This window comes from Pantoea sp. AG1095, assembly GCF_003208415.1.
GTDB classification, from domain to species: domain Bacteria; phylum Pseudomonadota; class Gammaproteobacteria; order Enterobacterales; family Enterobacteriaceae; genus Pantoea; species Pantoea leporis.
The window spans coordinates 131,523-147,415 of record NZ_QKMJ01000005.1; the positions used below are offsets into that span (position 1 = coordinate 131,523).

The following is a 15,893-nucleotide window of genomic DNA, read 5'->3' on the forward strand; positions in this document are numbered from 1 at the left end:
CCGTTTTAAACAGTAAAAAGGCGGTCGCAAAGGGCTACCGCCTGAAATTATGCCTGCGTCACGCTGAAGGAAACCTTAAGAAATTCGGTCACTTCCTGCTGGTTAGCGCAACGGTCTCAAGTGAGACACACCATAATTTGGTTTGGTTTCATTGTGATGGCAATCACGGAAGATTTATTTCGGAATAGTCCCGCGCTCAATACGTACGCCAACGCTGGCCGCCTGCGCTACAGCGCCCGGTTTGCCTACCTTTATGCGTACTCCAGGGGTTGTGAAACGATTCATCAACAGATCGGCGATTTCTTCTGCTACCCTTTCGACCAGGGCAAAACGCTGGCCTTGCAGATGATTGAGGATCACTTCCGTGACATCGGCGTAGCTCAGACAATCATTCACATCGTCGCTGGCGGCGGCGTGACGGTTGTCCCACGCCATTTCGACATCGAGCACCAGCTTCTGCTGCATGCCCTGTTCCCAGTCGTAAACGCCAATAGTTGTGAACACGGTAAGCTGCTCGATAAATACGATATCCATGATGTCAGTCTCTGTTTTTGGCTAAGCCGGATACCACTTCCGGCGGATTATGCGTATTATCCACGCTTATCGAGAACAAAACGACCCAAAAGGAACGGTACGACGCTATGAGTGCTATCGCGCTTGGTATGATTATTTTCGCGTATCTTTGCGGCTCGATTTCCAGTGCGATATTGGTCTGTAAACTGGCTGGTTTACCCGATCCGCGCTCGCAAGGCTCAGGCAATCCTGGCGCGACCAACGTTTTGCGCATTGGTGGTAAAGCCGCCGCTGCGGCGGTGCTGATTTTCGACGTGGCAAAAGGCATGCTGCCGGTGTGGATCGCTTATCTGCTGCACGTTGCCCCGCTCTATCTTGGCCTCACGGCGATTGCCGCCTGTCTGGGCCACATCTATCCGGTGTTCTTTCGTTTTCGCGGCGGTAAAGGCGTGGCGACGGCCTTTGGTGCGATTGCACCGATTGGCTGGGATTTGACGGGATTGATGACCGGCACCTGGCTGCTGACGGTGCTGCTAAGCGGCTATTCATCACTTGGCGCGATTGTCAGCGCGCTGATCGCACCCTTTTACGTGTGGTGGTTCAAACCGCAATTTACTTTCCCCGTTTCGATGCTCTCGTGTCTGATTCTGTTGCGGCACCACGACAACATCCAGCGCCTATGGCGCGGCCAGGAAAATAAGATCTGGAAACGGAATAAGAAGAAATAAAAAAACCGGCGCAAGGCCGGTTTTTTATTTTAGATGGCGGGCAATTCTGCTAGCGGCCAGCGCGACCGCACGCTGACGCTGAGTCCACCGCTGGTGCCGCCTTTGAGGCGCACCATGCCCGCGTAAGCAATCATCGCGCCGTTATCGGTGCAAAACTCAGGGCGTGCGTAAAACACCTCGCCGCCACGCTTTTGCATCATCTCGACCATGCGCTCACGCAACGTGCGGTTGGCGCTGACGCCACCCGCAATCACCAAACGTTTAAAGCCAGTTTGCTCAAGCGCGCGTTTGCACTTAATCATTAAGGTATCAACCACCGCATCTTCAAATGCGCGAGCAATATCCGCGCGAGCTTGCTCGTCGCCCTGATGCTCGCGAATGGTATTCGCCGCAAAGGTTTTCAGGCCGGAGAAGCTGAAATCCAGCCCCGGACGATCGGTCATTGGCCGCGGGAAGCGGAAACGGTTTGGCGTGCCTTGCTGCGCCATACGCGACAGCATCGGTCCGCCGGGATAATCCAGCCCCAGCAGCTTGGCGGTTTTATCGAACGCTTCGCCAGCCGCATCGTCAATCGATTCGCCCAATAAGGTGTATTCACCAATGCCGGTCACGCTGATCAATTGCGTATGCCCGCCGGAAACCAGCAGCGCGACAAACGGGAATTCCGGCGGATTCTCTTCCAGCATCGGCGCCAGAAGATGCCCTTCCATATGATGCACCGGCACCGCCGGCACATTCCAGGCGAATGCCAACGCTCGGCCAATGGTGGCGCCAACCAGCAGCGCCCCCACCAATCCGGGCCCGGCGGTGTAGGCGACGCCGTTAATCTGTTGTGGCTCAAGGCCCGCTTCTTTCAGTGCCGCCTGAATCAGCGGCACGGTTTTACGGACGTGGTCACGCGATGCCAGTTCCGGCACCACGCCGCCGTAATCGGCATGCAGTTTCACCTGGCTATATAGTTGATTTGCCAGCAGACCGGACGCATCGTCGTAAATCGCGATGCCGGTTTCATCGCAGGACGTTTCAATACCCAGAACTCGCATAGCTTTTATCACCCTCTTCGTGCGGCGCGCAGTGTAACACAGGCAATTCTCACGCCAGAGACTTTGCCCCTGAAAAAGTGTTTTTCTGTCGCACAAAGAGTGCGCTATACTCCACGGCCTGAAAAAACCGGCAGCCGCGATGGCATATGCCCCTGTTGGTTCTAAATTATACATGGTGCTTTACAAGTCGGCCGCGGCTGGAGTAAAATGCTGCACCATTTTGAAATGTGCTGGCGCCGCAGTCAGCAGCAAAAACCGAATTTTATCGAGGTAAGAGTTACATGCCGGTAATTAAAGTACGTGAAAACGAGCCGTTCGACGTAGCACTGCGTCGCTTTAAGCGTTCATGCGAGAAAGCAGGTGTTTTGGCAGAAGTTCGTAGCCGTGAGTTCTACGAGAAGCCTACCACTGAGCGTAAGCGCGCTAAAGCATCTGCAGTTAAGCGTCATGCCAAGAAACTGGCTCGCGAAAACGCACGCCGCACTCGTCTGTACTAATTTCTTGCGGAAGCTTGCTTCCGCCGCGTGATAAACGCAGACAGAGTCAAGTAAAAGGCCGTGCTTTCCGAAAGGAAGCGCGGCTTGTTGTCGTTTATGAGCTGAAAAATCGGGGCTTATGGCTGGACGAATTCCACGCATATTTATCAACGACTTACTTGCCCGCACGGACATCGTGGATATTATCGATGCCCGCGTTAAGCTGAAAAAGCAGGGTAAGAACTATCACGCGTGCTGTCCTTTTCATAACGAGAAAACCCCCTCTTTCACCGTAAGCGGTGAGAAGCAGTTCTATTACTGCTTCGGCTGTGGCGCCAAAGGCAACGCCATCGACTTCCTGATGAATCACGATCGTCTGGAATTTGTTGAGAGCGTTGAGGAGCTCGCCACGCTTCATGGCTTAGAAGTGCCGTATGAAGCGGGCAACGGTCCTAGCCAGATGGAGCGCCATCAACGTCAAAGTCTTTATCAGTTGCTGGATGGCCTGAACGGCTTCTATCAACAGAGCCTGCGTAATCCACAAGCGCAATCTGCACAGAACTATCTCGCCACGCGCGGTCTTAGTCAGGAAGTGATCGATCACTTCGCTATCGGCTATGCGCCTGCGGGTTGGGATAATGCTCTGAAGCGCTTTGGGCAGCAGAAAGACGATCGCGAATCACTGATGGAAGCGGGCATGTTGGTCAGTAATGACTCAGGCCGCACCTACGATCGCTTCCGCGATCGTGTGATGTTCCCTATTCGCGATAAGCGTGGCCGCGTGATTGGTTTTGGTGGCCGCGTGCTGGGCAACGATACGCCAAAGTATCTGAACTCACCGGAAACACCGATTTTCCATAAAGGCCGCCAGTTATACGGACTTTATGAAGCGCAGAAAAATCATCCGCAACCCACGCGTTTGCTGGTTGTCGAAGGTTATATGGACGTGGTGGCGCTGGCGCAGTTTGGCATCGATTATGCCGTAGCTTCGTTGGGCACTTCGACCACCGCTGAACACGTTCAGCTGCTTTACCGCTCAACGGATACCGTGATTTGCTGTTACGACGGCGATCGCGCCGGACGTGAAGCGGCATGGCGTACGCTCGAAACCGCATTGCCTTACATGAATGATGGTCGTCAGCTACGCTTTATGTTTTTGCCCGATGGCGAGGATCCGGACACGCTGGTACGCAAAGAGGGCAAAGCAGCCTTTGAAGCGCGGATGGAGCAGGCTACACCGCTCTCCACATTTTTGTTCGACAGCCTGATGCCGCAAGTGGATTTGAGTACACGCGATGGCAAGACCAAGCTGGCGACCTTGGCGTTACCGCTGATTAGTCAAATTCCCGGTGAAACGCTGCGCATTTATATGCGTCAAACCTTGGGTAATAAACTCGGGATTCTTGACGATAACCAGTTAGACAAGCTGATGCCGAAGCTGGCAGAAAGCGGAGTGCTGCCAACTGCCCCACCGTTGAAGCGCACCACCATGCGCGTTTTGATCGCGTTATTAGTGCAGAATCCGCAATTTGCCTCCATCGTGCCTACACTGGATGGACTTGAGCAGTCAAAAATGGCGGGTTTACCGCTATTTGTGGAGTTAGTCAGCCGTTGTACAGAGAATCCTGGCCTGACCACCGGACAGCTACTAGAGTTATATCGCGGAACAAATTTTAGCCAGCCCCTTGAAACACTGGCCACCTGGAACCACATGATAGTGGATGAAGAGGCGGAAGAAGTGTTCCAGGATTCACTGGCGAGCATTTACGATTCCGCACTCGAACAGCGCCTTGAAGCGCTGATCGCACGCGAGCGAACTGAAGGCCTAAGCGCCGTCGAACGCCGTGAATTCTGGGCTTTAAGCCAGGCATTAGCGAAAAAATAAGATTTTAACGGGATCAGAACTGCAAGTACGTTAAAAACAGCATTCTGGTTCAGTGATTTCCGGAATGATAGACGCGATAAGCGAAGCCGGAAACACACAGCACAAATTTAGAGGCGTCAACGTCGCAGCCAGTTTCAGTGCTGCCAGCGCACAGCAACCGGAGCGTACTGAAGTACGTGAGGATTGCGAGCACTGCCAGCACTGAAAATGGCAAGTAAGTTAGCCTCGGAAAGAACACAAGCGGCTTAAGTGCCGATTATAGATGGGCTTCAGCCCTGGCCGCGATGTAGGCAGCGGCAAAAACACAACGCCTTCACTGTTATAGTTGGCTCGCGCCGACCGACACCAATCTAATTAACAGAAGTGTGGATACCGTCTTATGGAGCAAAACCCGCAGTCACAGCTTAAGCTACTTGTCACCCGTGGTAAGGAGCAAGGCTATTTGACCTATGCTGAGGTCAATGACCATCTGCCGGAAGATATCGTCGACTCCGATCAGATCGAAGACATCATCCAGATGATTAATGACATGGGTATTCAGGTTGTTGAAGAAGCGCCTGATGCTGATGATCTGATACTGAATGAAAACAGCTCCGATACTGACGAAGATGCCGCAGAAGCCGCCGCTCAGGTTTTATCCAGTGTTGAATCTGAAATTGGCCGTACCACCGACCCGGTGCGCATGTACATGCGCGAAATGGGTACCGTTGAACTGCTGACGCGCGAAGGCGAAATTGACATCGCTAAGCGCATCGAAGACGGTATCAACCAGGTCCAATGCTCTGTAGCCGAATATCCGGAAGCGATCACCTATCTACTCGATCAGTATGATCGCGTTGAAGCGGGCGACTATCGCCTGTCTGACTTGATCATCGGCTTCATCGATCCTAACGCGGAAGAAGATATCGCGCCGACCGCCACGCACGTGGGTTCTGAGTTATCTCAGGAAGATCGTAACGACGATGAAGAAGAAGATGAAGAGGATGACGACAGCTCTGACGACGATAATTCTATCGATCCAGAACTGGCTCGCGAGAAGTTTGGCGACCTGCGTACGCAGTATGAAACCACGCGTACCGTCATCAAAGCGAAAGGTCGCAGCCATGCTGACGCCGTAGCCGAAATCCAGAATCTCTCTGAAGTGTTCAAGCAGTTCCGCCTGGTACCGAAGCAGTTCGATTACCTGGTAAACAATATGCGTGAAATGATGGAGCGCGTGCGTACGCAAGAGCGCCTGATCATGAAGCTGTGTATTGAACTGTGCAAAATGCCGAAGAAAAATTTCATCACGCTGTTCACCGGCAACGAAACCAACCCAAGCTGGTTCAAAGCCGCGCTGGCGATGAACAAGCCTTGGTCTGAGAAGCTGCTGGAAGTTGAAGATGATGTGAATCGTTCGCTGTACAAACTGCAGCAGATCGAAGAAGAAACCGGCTTGACCATCGAGCAGGTGAAGGACATTAACCGTCGCATGTCTATCGGCGAAGCGAAAGCGCGCCGTGCGAAGAAAGAGATGGTTGAAGCAAACTTACGTCTGGTTATCTCTATCGCCAAGAAATACACCAACCGTGGTCTGCAGTTCCTCGATTTGATTCAGGAAGGCAACATCGGTCTGATGAAAGCCGTTGATAAGTTTGAATATCGTCGTGGTTATAAGTTCTCAACTTACGCTACATGGTGGATCCGTCAGGCTATCACCCGCTCTATCGCTGACCAGGCGCGCACCATCCGTATTCCGGTGCATATGATTGAGACCATCAACAAACTCAACCGTATTTCGCGTCAGATGCTGCAGGAGATGGGTCGCGAACCGACGCCGGAAGAGCTGGCTGAACGTATGCTGATGCCTGAAGATAAGATCCGCAAAGTGCTGAAAATCGCTAAAGAGCCGATCTCTATGGAGACGCCGATTGGTGATGATGAAGATTCGCATCTGGGCGATTTTATCGAAGACACCACGCTGGAGCTGCCGCTGGATTCCGCAACCTCGGAAAGCCTGCGCTCAGCGACCCACGACGTGTTGGCCGGCCTGACCGCGCGCGAAGCGAAAGTTCTGCGTATGCGTTTCGGTATCGATATGAACACCGACCACACGCTGGAAGAGGTTGGCAAACAGTTTGATGTAACGCGTGAGCGTATTCGTCAGATCGAAGCCAAGGCGCTGCGTAAACTGCGTCACCCAAGCCGCTCAGAAGTACTGCGTAGCTTCCTCGACGATTAATCGTTGTCGAGACGAAAAAACCCCGGTTTGCCGGGGTTTTTTATTGCCTGAAGAATAGCTCTTTCACGCGTTGCTCTGCAGCCAATCATGCAGTTGGCGATAGGATGCGGCCATCTCTTCCAGCGTCGCACGATTTAACCCGCTTGGATTAGGCAGCACCCACAAACGCGTTTCACCCAGCGTTTGCGGCTGCTCGCCCCACTCAACTTTGCGCTGACGAAACGCTTTCTGAAAAGCATCCTTGCCCAACACCGCCAACGCACGCGGCTGATAGTGCAGAATTTTTTGCTGCAGGCGTGAACCACCGTCGCGTAATTCATCGCCGTCCAACTCGTTAGCCTGCACCGTTGGACGCTCCACCAGCATGGTGATGCCACAGCCAGTTTCCAGCAGCCGCTGCTCCTGCTCGGGCTTAAGTAACTCGCGCGTAAAGCCGGCCTGATAAATCACCTTCCAAAAGCGATTACCGGGATGCGCAAAGTGAAATCCGGTGTGCGCCGACGATTTGCCCGGATTGATGCCACAAAACAGCACCTGTAAATCAGGCGCAATAATGTCGCGGATATCGTGCTCGCTCATGCCATCTCCAGTCCGGCGCGTTGTTTTACCGACCGACGACTGCTCGCCAGCATCGTACGTGCTTCCTCGTCGTCCGGACAAGCACGTGCCATTGCCACCGCGCCAACCATTTCAGCCAACATGGTGGTCGCGGCGTCATCCGCATGCGGATGGTTAAGTTCATGTAGCGTCAACGCCAGGCGCTGCCGCATGGCTTCTCGCCGCTGGGAAAATAGTGTGCGCGCCTCAACCGGTAAATGTGCCATTTCACTCACCAGCGCAGGCAGCGGACAGCCTTCACCCGGCGTGTTGCAATGATGCTCGGATAAATAGCTATCGATTAACTGACTCAGTCGTTCAGCGGGATCGTTAATTGAGGTGATATCCGCAAAGCGGCGCGCCGAATCGGCAAACATCTCAGCGATCACCGCTTGCACTAAATCTTCGCGCGAGGCGAAGTGGGCATAAAAGCCGCCGTGCGTTAAGCCCACGCGCTTCATCAGCGCCGCGACACCGATGCTTTCAGTGCCGTTCTCGCGCATTACCACAGAGGCTTCATCCAGAATGCGCTGTCGCGTACGCGCTTTATGGCTCAGCTTTTCCATCTTCATTGACTCCGAAATCGTTGATAGCAATCAGTGTAATTATTACAACCATCATATTCTAGCTTGACGACAAATATTATGATCGTCATATTAAACCTCGTAAATATGATAACCATCATTTAAAGGAATACACCATGCCACAACACTTGGCTTTGATCACCGGCGCATCAAGCGGAATTGGCGCGACCTATGCAAAACAGCTGGCAGCACGCGGCACAAACTTGATTCTGGTGGCGCGCGATGAAGCCAGGCTCAATCTGTTGGCGCAATCTTTGCGTGAATCACATGGCGTTGAAGTCAGCGTGTTAGCGGCCGATCTCACCAACCATGATGATTTGCAAAGAGTCGATCACGAAATCCAGCAAAATAAAGCGATTACTCTGCTGGTAAACAATGCGGGCATGACGGTTGAAGGTGAATTCATCGACGGTGACATCGCGAAAATTCAAACAATGCTGACGTTAAATATCGTGGCGCTGACACAGCTGGCCCACACTGCTGCGCAGGCGTTTCGTGCACGTCGCAATGGTACGATAGTGAATATTGCTTCAGTGCTAGCGCTAGTGAGCGAATCGGCGAATGGCGCGTACAACGCCAGCAAAGCGTATGTGCTTTCCCTGACCCGTAATTTGCATCGTGAATTAGCCGAAAGCGGTGTGCGTATGCAGGCGGTGTTGCCAGGCTTAACGCGCACTGAGATCTTCGAGCGCGCAGGAAAATCCATTAACGAACTTCCCGCTGAGATGCTGATGGAAGTGGATGATTTAGTCTCGGCTGCGCTACGTGGACTTGATGCCGGCGAGTTGGTGACCATCCCATCCGTTGAAGATGTGCAACTTTGGCAGAGTTATGAAGAGGCACGCATCGCCATATTGCCCTTTATCTCGCTTAACAAGCCTGCATCACGCTATTTGTAGTATCAGCAAACTTTCGAATGAGCCTGGTCTCAAAAACCAATGATGATTGGGCGCTTAATAAGCGATAGAGCGTGGGACGATAGAATTTTCTTTTGAGATCAATGAGTCAGCTATTGCTGTAATTTTCACCATCCAAATGGCGAACTCTGGATCACCCTAACAAGATACTCTATAATCCCCGCTCCGCTGGCCCCTTAGCTCAGTGGTTAGAGCAGGCGACTCATAATCGCTTGGTCGCTGGTTCAAACCCAGCAGGGGCCACCAAATTTAGTGATATAAATCATGCAGTTAAGCCACCTTTTGAGGTGGCTTTTTTGTTTGCTATATTCGCCATTGGCAGCAAAATGGCAGCAGGTTTTTCCATTCACCATCCTGTCGGTGTCAAACTGCCCCGGCACCCTGATTTCTTTAACTCCCTGAGGAAATCAATCATGCGAAGTGATTTTTACTATGGTATGGACATTTAGACCGTAGCCAATGTTATGATGGTTCTGTCCACCGATTTGTGCGAAATTTGTCACTTATAACTTTGTGATTGTTAAATCACTATGATGAAGAAAATAGAAGTTAATTGAATGAATTAATATCTAATGCTTTCTTATTTGGGTCAAAGACAATGAAAATAGAAAGAAAATATATGATCAGCATTCTTGGCTTACTCTTAGCAGGGTGTGGTGCATTGCTGGTTGCAAAAATAATTGGCATGTCAGGTATAAAAAATACATTCATCACATCATTCTTTGGGGTTTTAATTGGTGTGGTATGTCGCGAGCTTTTTAAAAAATCGGTAAAACACATACAGGATTTAGAGGGTATACAGATTAAAAACCTTCGCGAAAAAAACACAAACCTACTCAAAGAGAAAAATGAATTACAAAATAAATCCTCCCTTAAAATAATTAACGCAGGAAGTGCAGCGGTAACAATTAGCTTATCCATTAGCAAGAAAATTGAAAAAAAGATAGCAGAAAACAAAAACCAAACTGTTGTTAATCTTTTCCTCTTGAGTGAAAAAAAATCTCTTTTGGTTTCTAAGTTCATAGCAATTATATTGCTTATCCTTGGAGTTTTAGCTGTGGTTTGGCGAGATCTCGGACCAACTTGTTTGCTACCGGGAGGGATTCTATACTGCTTATTAGAATTCAAAGAAAGAATACTTACATATCGAGTTGTTAACGGTTATTTTGGTGCCAATGCAACAGAGGCATTGGCACTCATAAAATTTATACACGAAAACATTGACGATATTGGTAATAATAGCGATGGAGGGAAGAGGAAAATTCTCAATGATGAAATAAAACCTCAACCTGAGTCAGCTTCTTTACCTGGCGAGGTTCAACATGGTTGATATGGACCTTGTAACAAAGAGAATTAATGCTGCTCTGAATATTGTCCTCTTTAGCTATCCTAAACGGACATCCTTCGGCTTGTTGATCGGATTTTTTCCGTTAGTGTTAATTCACACATTCAAAAGTAATATCGAAGCGAAGGGCATTAGTATTGATTGGCTTCATTACTTAGCTTGTGAGCTTATTGGAGTTTTACTAATGAACCTAAAATCAATATATGAAGCCTTTGAAGGTAGCTCAATTGACGAAGCATTTAGTAACACACTTAAGTCTATTGAAAAAAACACGACTTTATCAAATCAAGAAAAAAGAGAGCTTATAACTAAAACTTTAGCAGCTCAAATAGATAGTCTTTCAACTGATCAAGTTGAAAAAGTACAAAAGCAAATTATTGAAAAGTAAAATTTTCCTGCCCCTGTGTATTAAAAAGGGGCAGTTTTCCTATCAAAGTTGATGCATTTATATCGATGATCATAACCACAACGGTTGCTGCTGATTTCTTCCCGGATGCGGTGGCACTGGCTTAACCGTTCCCGGCTTCATAATGATCTCTGAAACTGTCTCATGTGATTTAAAAGTACAGCTGCAATTAATGTTCTGGCACTGGTTATAGCGCTCTTTAGTTGTTGCTGATACCTGAAAACTGCTGCGGGTATGTGCGGCGTTCCCGCACAAAGGGCAATTCATCATGATGTCGTCTCCAAAACCCAATTGAGATAAATGTTATCTCAATTTAACCATTTTGAGATAGCACTATTCCATTTCAAGTGAATCTATTTTCACTTCAAGCTCAATGCTGGTCGTATAACCGTTGTCAGCGCTCAGGCTGTGCCTCAGCGTCGTGATAATCCACTCCCCCGCATCGATCGGCTGTTTAAACCCGCTTACCTTCACCGGCATTTCCGTGTAGAGATCTGCGCGGCCACGCGCCAGCTGAATAGAGAACGTCGCCACCCCGCGTTGCAGCCGCTCCCACTGCATTTTTGCGGCGCGTTCTGCGTTAGCCCGGCTCGCATAAGTGCGGCTCAGCACCAGGACGTTCTCATCCGTGCCGATCAGATAGTCGCTCTGCTTCGCCTCCGGCTCCTTCTTCTGCGCAGCAGGCTTGCGGCGCTTACGCTTTACCGTGGTTTCCGGCTTCGTCGCTGGCTCGCGGGTGTGCAGCCAGCTTGCAATCACGCCGGTGTAAGCGTCGCGGTCAGCCAGCGTAAAGCGATGGCCGTCGCCGTCCTTGCGCACGAGGGTGATGGCGGGCAGCACTTTGCCGCTCGCCGTTTTGCCCTGCCCTTGCCGGATAAACAGCAGGTTGCCATTTTTGATGCAGGCCACCGCGCCGCACTGCTTTGCCAGCCGCATCAGAAAGCTGGCGTCTGACTCGTTGGTCTGATCGATATGGTCCACGGCCATCTTTGCCACGTCGTCGCCCATCGCCGTTTTGAGCCTGTGCCGCCCGGCAATCTCTTTCACCACCTCGCCCACGCTGGTCTGGTGCCACGACTTTTCGCGCTTCGTGTTCAGCGTCTGCCGAAAGTCCGCGCTGCGCGCGCGCAGGGTCAACCGGTCCGGCGTGCCGCTGTGTTCGATTTCGTCCACGGTGTAGGTTCCTTTCGGGAAAAGCGCCTCACCTTTCCAGCCCAGCGCCAGCGACAGCTCAACGCCCCGGCGCGGCATCAGCAGCTGCCCGTCCGCGTCCTCCAGCTCGATGTCCAGCTGGTCCGCCTCAAAGCCCCGGTTATCGGTAAGCGTCAGGCTGATGAGCCGTTGCTCTATCTTTTGCGTAACGTCCGCCCCGGCAAGCGTCAGGCGAAAAGCGGGCGCGTTCGCCTGGCCGTTAATCCAGCTGCTCGCCATCATGAGAACAGCCCGCCCACTGCCGCGCCGACTTTACCGGCGGCGTCGGTGGCTGCGCCCTGCATGGCCGACAGCTGATCGCTGAGGCTGCCGAACATCTCACCCAGCGATTCGTCGGTGCGCTTCAGTGTCAGCGTGAACTCAATTCGACGGCACACGCCGTTGCTGAAGAACTCCGCTTTGGTCTGGCTCAGGCTCTCGATCACGAACATACCGTAAATGGTGCCGCTGCCCTCAATCAGCGGCCACGCGCGCCCCAGCTCGGCAATCTGCTCCAGCGCGAACAGCGACAGCCTGCCGCCGGTAATTTCCGGCAGCAGCACGCCCGACAGCGTGATTGTGTCATTATCCGGGCCGAGGAACTGCAGCGAGGGACGCACGCCCACGCGGCTGTTCGACGGGAAGCGCCAGCTGCGCTGGAGCTGCAGCTCCTGATACGGCACCGTTTTAAGCATGAAAACAAACAGGCCCAGCGTCATCATCATGAGTCAAATCCTCCACGGTCTCGGTAGCTGCTGCGGGCGCGGGACTGCGCCTGCCGCTCTTTCGCCTCAAGCCTGCGCATCACTTCGTCCACCACGTCCTGCGCGCTCTGTCCTGGCTGCTGCACGATGGTGATCGGCGCGTGAATGCTCACGGGCGCGGTAGTTACTGCGGACTGCTGGCGCGGCGCATCCTGCCGGTAGCTCTGCGCGGACAGGCTCAGCGGGTGCAGCGGCTTCGCCTCCGCCGTTCCGGCTGTCATGCCAAGCGTCATTGCCGCCATGGCCGCCAGCTGCGCGGTGCGCCTGCGGCTGGTCACGCTCACCGGTCCGCCGACGATTTCCGGCCCGTTCTCACCCACAACGCCAAACTGGCCCGCCGGGATGTTGCCGCCGATGTCGTACATGCCCGCAAACGCCGGGAAGCCGCCCGCAGGCAGCGTGACTTTTCCGCCTGGACTGACGCTGGCCGCCTGCGGTGGCACCGGCAGCTTCGTACCAGCAGCAGCCTTATTAACAAGGCCGAACTTATCCAGCAGTTCGCCGATCCCGGCTTTCAGGCTGTCCAGCGGATGCATCACCATGTTCAGGCCGTCGGCCAGCCACTGCCCGAACTGCCTGCCCATCTCGGCGGCGTTCTTCAGCTCGTCGGCGGTGGAATGTACCGGCGTAAGCAGGTCTTTAAACCAGCCGAACAGCGCCTGCACTTTGTCACCAATCCACAGGAATACCGGCTGGAGCGGTGAAAACGCCTCGCTGATGGGCCCAGCTGCAGCCCGGAAGCCGTCCACCACGCCGCCTAAATACGCTTTAATCGGCGCCCAGTATTTCCAGATAACCAGCGCCACACCGGCCAGCGCCGCCACGGCGAGCCCGACGGGGCTCAGCAGCGCGCCGAGCGCCCACACCACGCCCGTCAGCACCGTGCGCAGCAGGGCCAGCGGCGACTTCACCAGCCACATCAGCGCGCCACCGGCACCGCGCACCGACGCAGCCAGCGGCGCAAGGGCGGCACCGGCCAGTCCGCGCACCTGCGCGCCCAGCGCCCGCACCCCGGCCATCGGGTTACGGAAGGACGCAACCAGCGTCTGCCCCGCGTCCTGCGCCTTCTCCTTGATTTTCTCCAGAGCGCCCTCGCGGAAAGCGTTCAGGATGCCGCCGCCCTCGTCCTCATCGTCACCGCCGCGCAGGGACGCCAGCGCGTCGCGGATTTTCTCCAGCCAGTTCACCGATTCTCCGGCCTCGCCGCCGCTGAATAGTGAGAACAGCTTTTTGATGCCGTCGCCGGACGACGCCAGACCGGGCGCAAGTTTTGCAAACGCCTTGCCTAGCCCGCCCAGCAGCGGCGAGAGCTTTGCCAGCCCTTTCAGGCCGAGCATGTTTAATCCGAAGCGCAGCATCAGGATCGGCCCCAGCACGGCGGCCATGCCCACGGCGAGCGTGCCGAGCGCCAGCGTTACCGTTGCCACCACGGCGGCTATTTTCATCAGCCTGCCGACCAGCTCGGGGTTGGACTCCACCCAGCGGCGCATGGTGCCGGTGACGCGCTTCACCGCGTCCATGATTTCCATCAGCGGCGTGCGCAGCGTATCGCCGAGGCTGCTCAGCGTGTTGGCCGCGCCGGTTTTCACCAGCAGCCACTGCGCGGACAGCGAATCCTTGTTGATGTCGGATTCTTTCTGCATGGAGCCGCTGGCCGCGTTGCCCTGCGTCAGCTGCAGCTGGCGACGCAGCTCCGGCATGTTGTTGGCGAGCTTCGCCGCATCCTTGCCGAACTCCTTGCCGAACACCATGGTCATTGCGGTGAGGCGCTTGTCGGCGGGCAGGTTGTTCACCTTCTCCAGCACGCGCTGGATGGTGCCCATGGCGTCCGTGGTCATCTGCTTTTCGATGGCTTTCGGATCGAGCTTCAGCAGCTCCATGCCGCCCATAAAGGTCTTGCCCTGCATGGTGGCAACGGAGAGTTCGCGCACCATGGCGTTTGCCGCGCTGGCGGCGGTTTCCGACGTTGCGCCGAGGCTGAGGAACGTGGAGCCGAGCGCCGCCGCCTTGCGGTAGTCCAGCCTGTCGGCCACGCCGCCCATGCGCTGCAAGACGTCGATAATGTCCGATCCCTTGGACATCGCGTTGTCGTCCAGGTAGTTCAGCGCGTCGCCCAGCTGCTCGATGTTGCGCGTGGGGATTTTGTACAGCTGCGCAATCTTGCCCAGCCCCTCGGCCAGCTCACCGGCGGGCAGCTCAAACGCGGTGGACGCCTTAGCCGCCGTGGTGGCAAACGCCAGCAGGTCGCGCTTCTGGTCCTCGTAGGATTCGTTCTGGTTGGTCACGCCCATGCGCGCGCCGCCCTCAACCAGCGCGGCGTAGTCAATCGCGCCGTTGTCCATCGGCAACTGCTCACTGGCGGCCTTGATGGCGGCCTCCATGTCGTAGAACTGCGCCGTGCGGTTGCCGTCGTTGTCGCGCAATCCGTTAACCTGCTTCGCCACGCCCTTCATGGCGTCTTCCATACCCGCCGAGGATTTTACGGCGGCCAGCACCGGCGCGCCCATCGCCAGCCCGGCCACGGTGGTCGCCGCACCGGCACCGGCAATTTTATCGCGCACCTCAAGCGATCGGGCGTGGCGCTCGCGCAGCGCGTTGATTTTGGCCTGCTGTTCGCCGAGCCGCTTCAGCGACTTCTGCTGGCGGTCAATCGCCGCGCGCGCCTCGTCCGCGCGTCCTTTTAGGTCGCGCTGTGCCTGGCTGAGTTTTTTGGTATCAATGCCGGATTCAGTGAGCGCGGCGCGCTGCCGCTGAACCGAACCAATCAGGCCGTTGTAGCTCTGCTGCAGCTCGCGCACGCGGTTCTTCGCCTGCTCCAGCACCCTCGCCTGCGCGGCGGTGGGCCGGTTAGTGGCGCTGAACTGCGTCGCCAGCTTTGCCGCCTCTTCGCGCGCGCCCTTGAGGTTATTCGCGGTAATGGCGAGCTGCGAGCGGGCTTTACGGAATCCGTCGATGCGCGCGGCCTGCGCGTCTAAGTCCTTCAGGCTGGCGCGCGCGGTGCGCAGGGAATCGGCCAGCTCGCGGGTGCTGGCCTTGGCAGAACGGAAGGGGCGGGTCAGTTTGTCTACCGCGTTAAGAACAACCTGCAGGCGCAAGTCTTTATCACTCATCGCTGGTCCCGTGTCGCATTATCGCCTTATGCCGCCACTCCAGTACCTCGGTCAGCGTCATGAACTCGGTAACGGACGGCGGCCAGTGAAAGACGGTGGCGATGTCCGCCACC

General features: G+C 54.5%; 16 protein-coding genes and 1 tRNA gene. 8 read left to right on the top strand and 9 right to left on the bottom strand.

What is annotated here, in order from left to right; all coding sequences use genetic code 11:
• Positions 1-174: 174 nt before the first annotated feature.
• On the bottom strand, positions 175-534 hold the full coding sequence (folB, locus tag DEU53_RS12650) for a bifunctional dihydroneopterin aldolase/7,8-dihydroneopterin epimerase (RefSeq protein ID WP_110867317.1): 360 nt from the start codon (positions 532-534) through the stop codon (positions 175-177).
• A 107-nt stretch (positions 535-641) separates the two neighbouring features.
• Here folB and plsY point away from each other — a divergent pair, with 107 nt between their 5' ends.
• Positions 642-1,241: a glycerol-3-phosphate 1-O-acyltransferase PlsY gene (gene plsY, locus DEU53_RS12655; RefSeq protein ID WP_101762983.1), complete on the top strand. Its 600-nt coding sequence runs from the start codon at positions 642-644 to the stop codon at positions 1,239-1,241.
• A 29-nt stretch (positions 1,242-1,270) separates the two neighbouring features.
• On the opposite strand, the gene tsaD is transcribed toward plsY, so the two are convergent.
• Positions 1,271-2,284: a tRNA (adenosine(37)-N6)-threonylcarbamoyltransferase complex transferase subunit TsaD gene (gene tsaD / locus DEU53_RS12660; RefSeq protein ID WP_110867318.1), complete on the bottom strand. Its 1,014-nt coding sequence runs from the start codon at positions 2,282-2,284 to the stop codon at positions 1,271-1,273.
• A gap of 281 nt (positions 2,285-2,565) precedes the next feature.
• Here tsaD and rpsU point away from each other — a divergent pair, with 281 nt between their 5' ends.
• The 3 genes from rpsU (at position 2,566) to rpoD (ending at position 6,866) form a co-directional block, all read left to right on the top strand.
• Entirely contained in the window at positions 2,566-2,781 is a 216-nt protein-coding gene (rpsU, locus tag DEU53_RS12665) for a 30S ribosomal protein S21 (protein ID WP_008103436.1), read from the top strand.
• A gap of 118 nt (positions 2,782-2,899) precedes the next feature.
• The gene (dnaG, locus tag DEU53_RS12670) at positions 2,900-4,645 is read left to right on the top strand and encodes a DNA primase (protein ID WP_110867319.1); all 1,746 of its coding nucleotides are present in this window, start codon (positions 2,900-2,902) and stop codon (positions 4,643-4,645) included.
• A gap of 379 nt (positions 4,646-5,024) precedes the next feature.
• The gene (rpoD, locus tag DEU53_RS12675; protein WP_064738465.1) at positions 5,025-6,866 is read left to right on the top strand and encodes an RNA polymerase sigma factor RpoD; all 1,842 of its coding nucleotides are present in this window, start codon (positions 5,025-5,027) and stop codon (positions 6,864-6,866) included.
• 63 nt (positions 6,867-6,929) lie between these two features.
• On the opposite strand, the gene mug is transcribed toward rpoD, so the two are convergent.
• Positions 6,930-7,445 carry a G/U mismatch-specific DNA glycosylase gene (mug, locus tag DEU53_RS12680; RefSeq protein ID WP_110867320.1) on the bottom strand — a complete coding sequence of 172 codons (516 nt, stop codon included), beginning with the start codon at positions 7,443-7,445 and terminating at the stop codon, positions 6,930-6,932.
• On the bottom strand, positions 7,442-8,029 hold the full coding sequence (locus DEU53_RS12685; protein ID WP_110867321.1) for a TetR/AcrR family transcriptional regulator: 588 nt from the start codon (positions 8,027-8,029) through the stop codon (positions 7,442-7,444). The genes mug and DEU53_RS12685 overlap by 4 nt, the downstream gene beginning before the upstream one ends.
• 134 nt (positions 8,030-8,163) lie before the next feature.
• Here DEU53_RS12685 and DEU53_RS12690 point away from each other — a divergent pair, with 134 nt between their 5' ends.
• From DEU53_RS12690 to DEU53_RS12705, 4 genes are all read left to right on the top strand, one after another.
• Positions 8,164-8,946 carry an SDR family oxidoreductase gene (locus tag DEU53_RS12690; protein ID WP_110867322.1) on the top strand — a complete coding sequence of 261 codons (783 nt, stop codon included), beginning with the start codon at positions 8,164-8,166 and terminating at the stop codon, positions 8,944-8,946.
• A 188-nt stretch (positions 8,947-9,134) separates the two neighbouring features.
• Positions 9,135-9,210 (top strand) — tRNA-Ile (locus DEU53_RS12695).
• 373 nt (positions 9,211-9,583) lie between these two features.
• Entirely contained in the window at positions 9,584-10,294 is a 711-nt protein-coding gene (locus DEU53_RS12700; protein ID WP_110867323.1) for a hypothetical protein, read from the top strand.
• On the top strand, positions 10,287-10,697 hold the full coding sequence (locus DEU53_RS12705; RefSeq protein ID WP_110867324.1) for a hypothetical protein: 411 nt from the start codon (positions 10,287-10,289) through the stop codon (positions 10,695-10,697). The genes DEU53_RS12700 and DEU53_RS12705 overlap by 8 nt, the downstream gene beginning before the upstream one ends.
• A 69-nt stretch (positions 10,698-10,766) precedes the next feature.
• Here DEU53_RS12705 and DEU53_RS12710 read toward each other — a convergent pair whose 3' ends face one another.
• The 5 genes from DEU53_RS12710 to DEU53_RS12730 form a co-directional block, all read right to left on the bottom strand.
• Positions 10,767-10,985: an ogr/Delta-like zinc finger family protein gene (locus DEU53_RS12710; RefSeq protein ID WP_110867325.1), complete on the bottom strand. Its 219-nt coding sequence runs from the start codon at positions 10,983-10,985 to the stop codon at positions 10,767-10,769.
• A 63-nt stretch (positions 10,986-11,048) separates the two neighbouring features.
• On the bottom strand, positions 11,049-12,149 hold the full coding sequence (locus DEU53_RS12715; RefSeq protein WP_110867326.1) for a phage late control D family protein: 1,101 nt from the start codon (positions 12,147-12,149) through the stop codon (positions 11,049-11,051).
• Positions 12,146-12,631, bottom strand: coding sequence for a phage tail protein (locus DEU53_RS12720; protein WP_061720452.1), 486 nt, complete (start codon positions 12,629-12,631; stop codon positions 12,146-12,148). Before DEU53_RS12720 ends, DEU53_RS12715 begins: the two co-directional genes overlap by 4 nt.
• On the bottom strand, positions 12,628-15,780 hold the full coding sequence (locus tag DEU53_RS12725) for a phage tail tape measure protein (RefSeq protein WP_110867327.1): 3,153 nt from the start codon (positions 15,778-15,780) through the stop codon (positions 12,628-12,630). The genes DEU53_RS12720 and DEU53_RS12725 overlap by 4 nt, the downstream gene beginning before the upstream one ends.
• Complete coding sequence (locus tag DEU53_RS12730; RefSeq protein WP_071531062.1) at positions 15,773-15,892, bottom strand: GpE family phage tail protein; 120 nt, start codon at positions 15,890-15,892, stop codon at positions 15,773-15,775. The genes DEU53_RS12725 and DEU53_RS12730 overlap by 8 nt, the downstream gene beginning before the upstream one ends.
• Between the last annotated feature and the right edge of the window lies 1 nt (position 15,893).

Coding starts and splice junctions, on each gene's coding strand:
- DEU53_RS12690 (WP_110867322.1), top strand. CDS start 8,164: ATGCCACAACACTTGGCTTTGATCACCGGCGCATCAAGCGGAATTGGC.
- folB (WP_110867317.1), bottom strand. CDS start 534: ATGGATATCGTATTTATCGAGCAGCTTACCGTGTTCACAACTATTGGC.
- DEU53_RS12710 (WP_110867325.1), bottom strand. CDS start 10,985: ATGATGAATTGCCCTTTGTGCGGGAACGCCGCACATACCCGCAGCAGT.
- DEU53_RS12720 (WP_061720452.1), bottom strand. CDS start 12,631: ATGATGATGACGCTGGGCCTGTTTGTTTTCATGCTTAAAACGGTGCCG.
- tsaD (WP_110867318.1), bottom strand. CDS start 2,284: ATGCGAGTTCTGGGTATTGAAACGTCCTGCGATGAAACCGGCATCGCG.
- DEU53_RS12715 (WP_110867326.1), bottom strand. CDS start 12,149: ATGATGGCGAGCAGCTGGATTAACGGCCAGGCGAACGCGCCCGCTTTT.
- dnaG (WP_110867319.1), top strand. CDS start 2,900: ATGGCTGGACGAATTCCACGCATATTTATCAACGACTTACTTGCCCGC.
- DEU53_RS12725 (WP_110867327.1), bottom strand. CDS start 15,780: ATGAGTGATAAAGACTTGCGCCTGCAGGTTGTTCTTAACGCGGTAGAC.
- rpsU (WP_008103436.1), top strand. CDS start 2,566: ATGCCGGTAATTAAAGTACGTGAAAACGAGCCGTTCGACGTAGCACTG.
- plsY (WP_101762983.1), top strand. CDS start 642: ATGAGTGCTATCGCGCTTGGTATGATTATTTTCGCGTATCTTTGCGGC.
- DEU53_RS12685 (WP_110867321.1), bottom strand. CDS start 8,029: ATGGAAAAGCTGAGCCATAAAGCGCGTACGCGACAGCGCATTCTGGAT.
- DEU53_RS12700 (WP_110867323.1), top strand. CDS start 9,584: ATGATCAGCATTCTTGGCTTACTCTTAGCAGGGTGTGGTGCATTGCTG.
- mug (WP_110867320.1), bottom strand. CDS start 7,445: ATGAGCGAGCACGATATCCGCGACATTATTGCGCCTGATTTACAGGTG.
- DEU53_RS12705 (WP_110867324.1), top strand. CDS start 10,287: ATGGTTGATATGGACCTTGTAACAAAGAGAATTAATGCTGCTCTGAAT.
- rpoD (WP_064738465.1), top strand. CDS start 5,025: ATGGAGCAAAACCCGCAGTCACAGCTTAAGCTACTTGTCACCCGTGGT.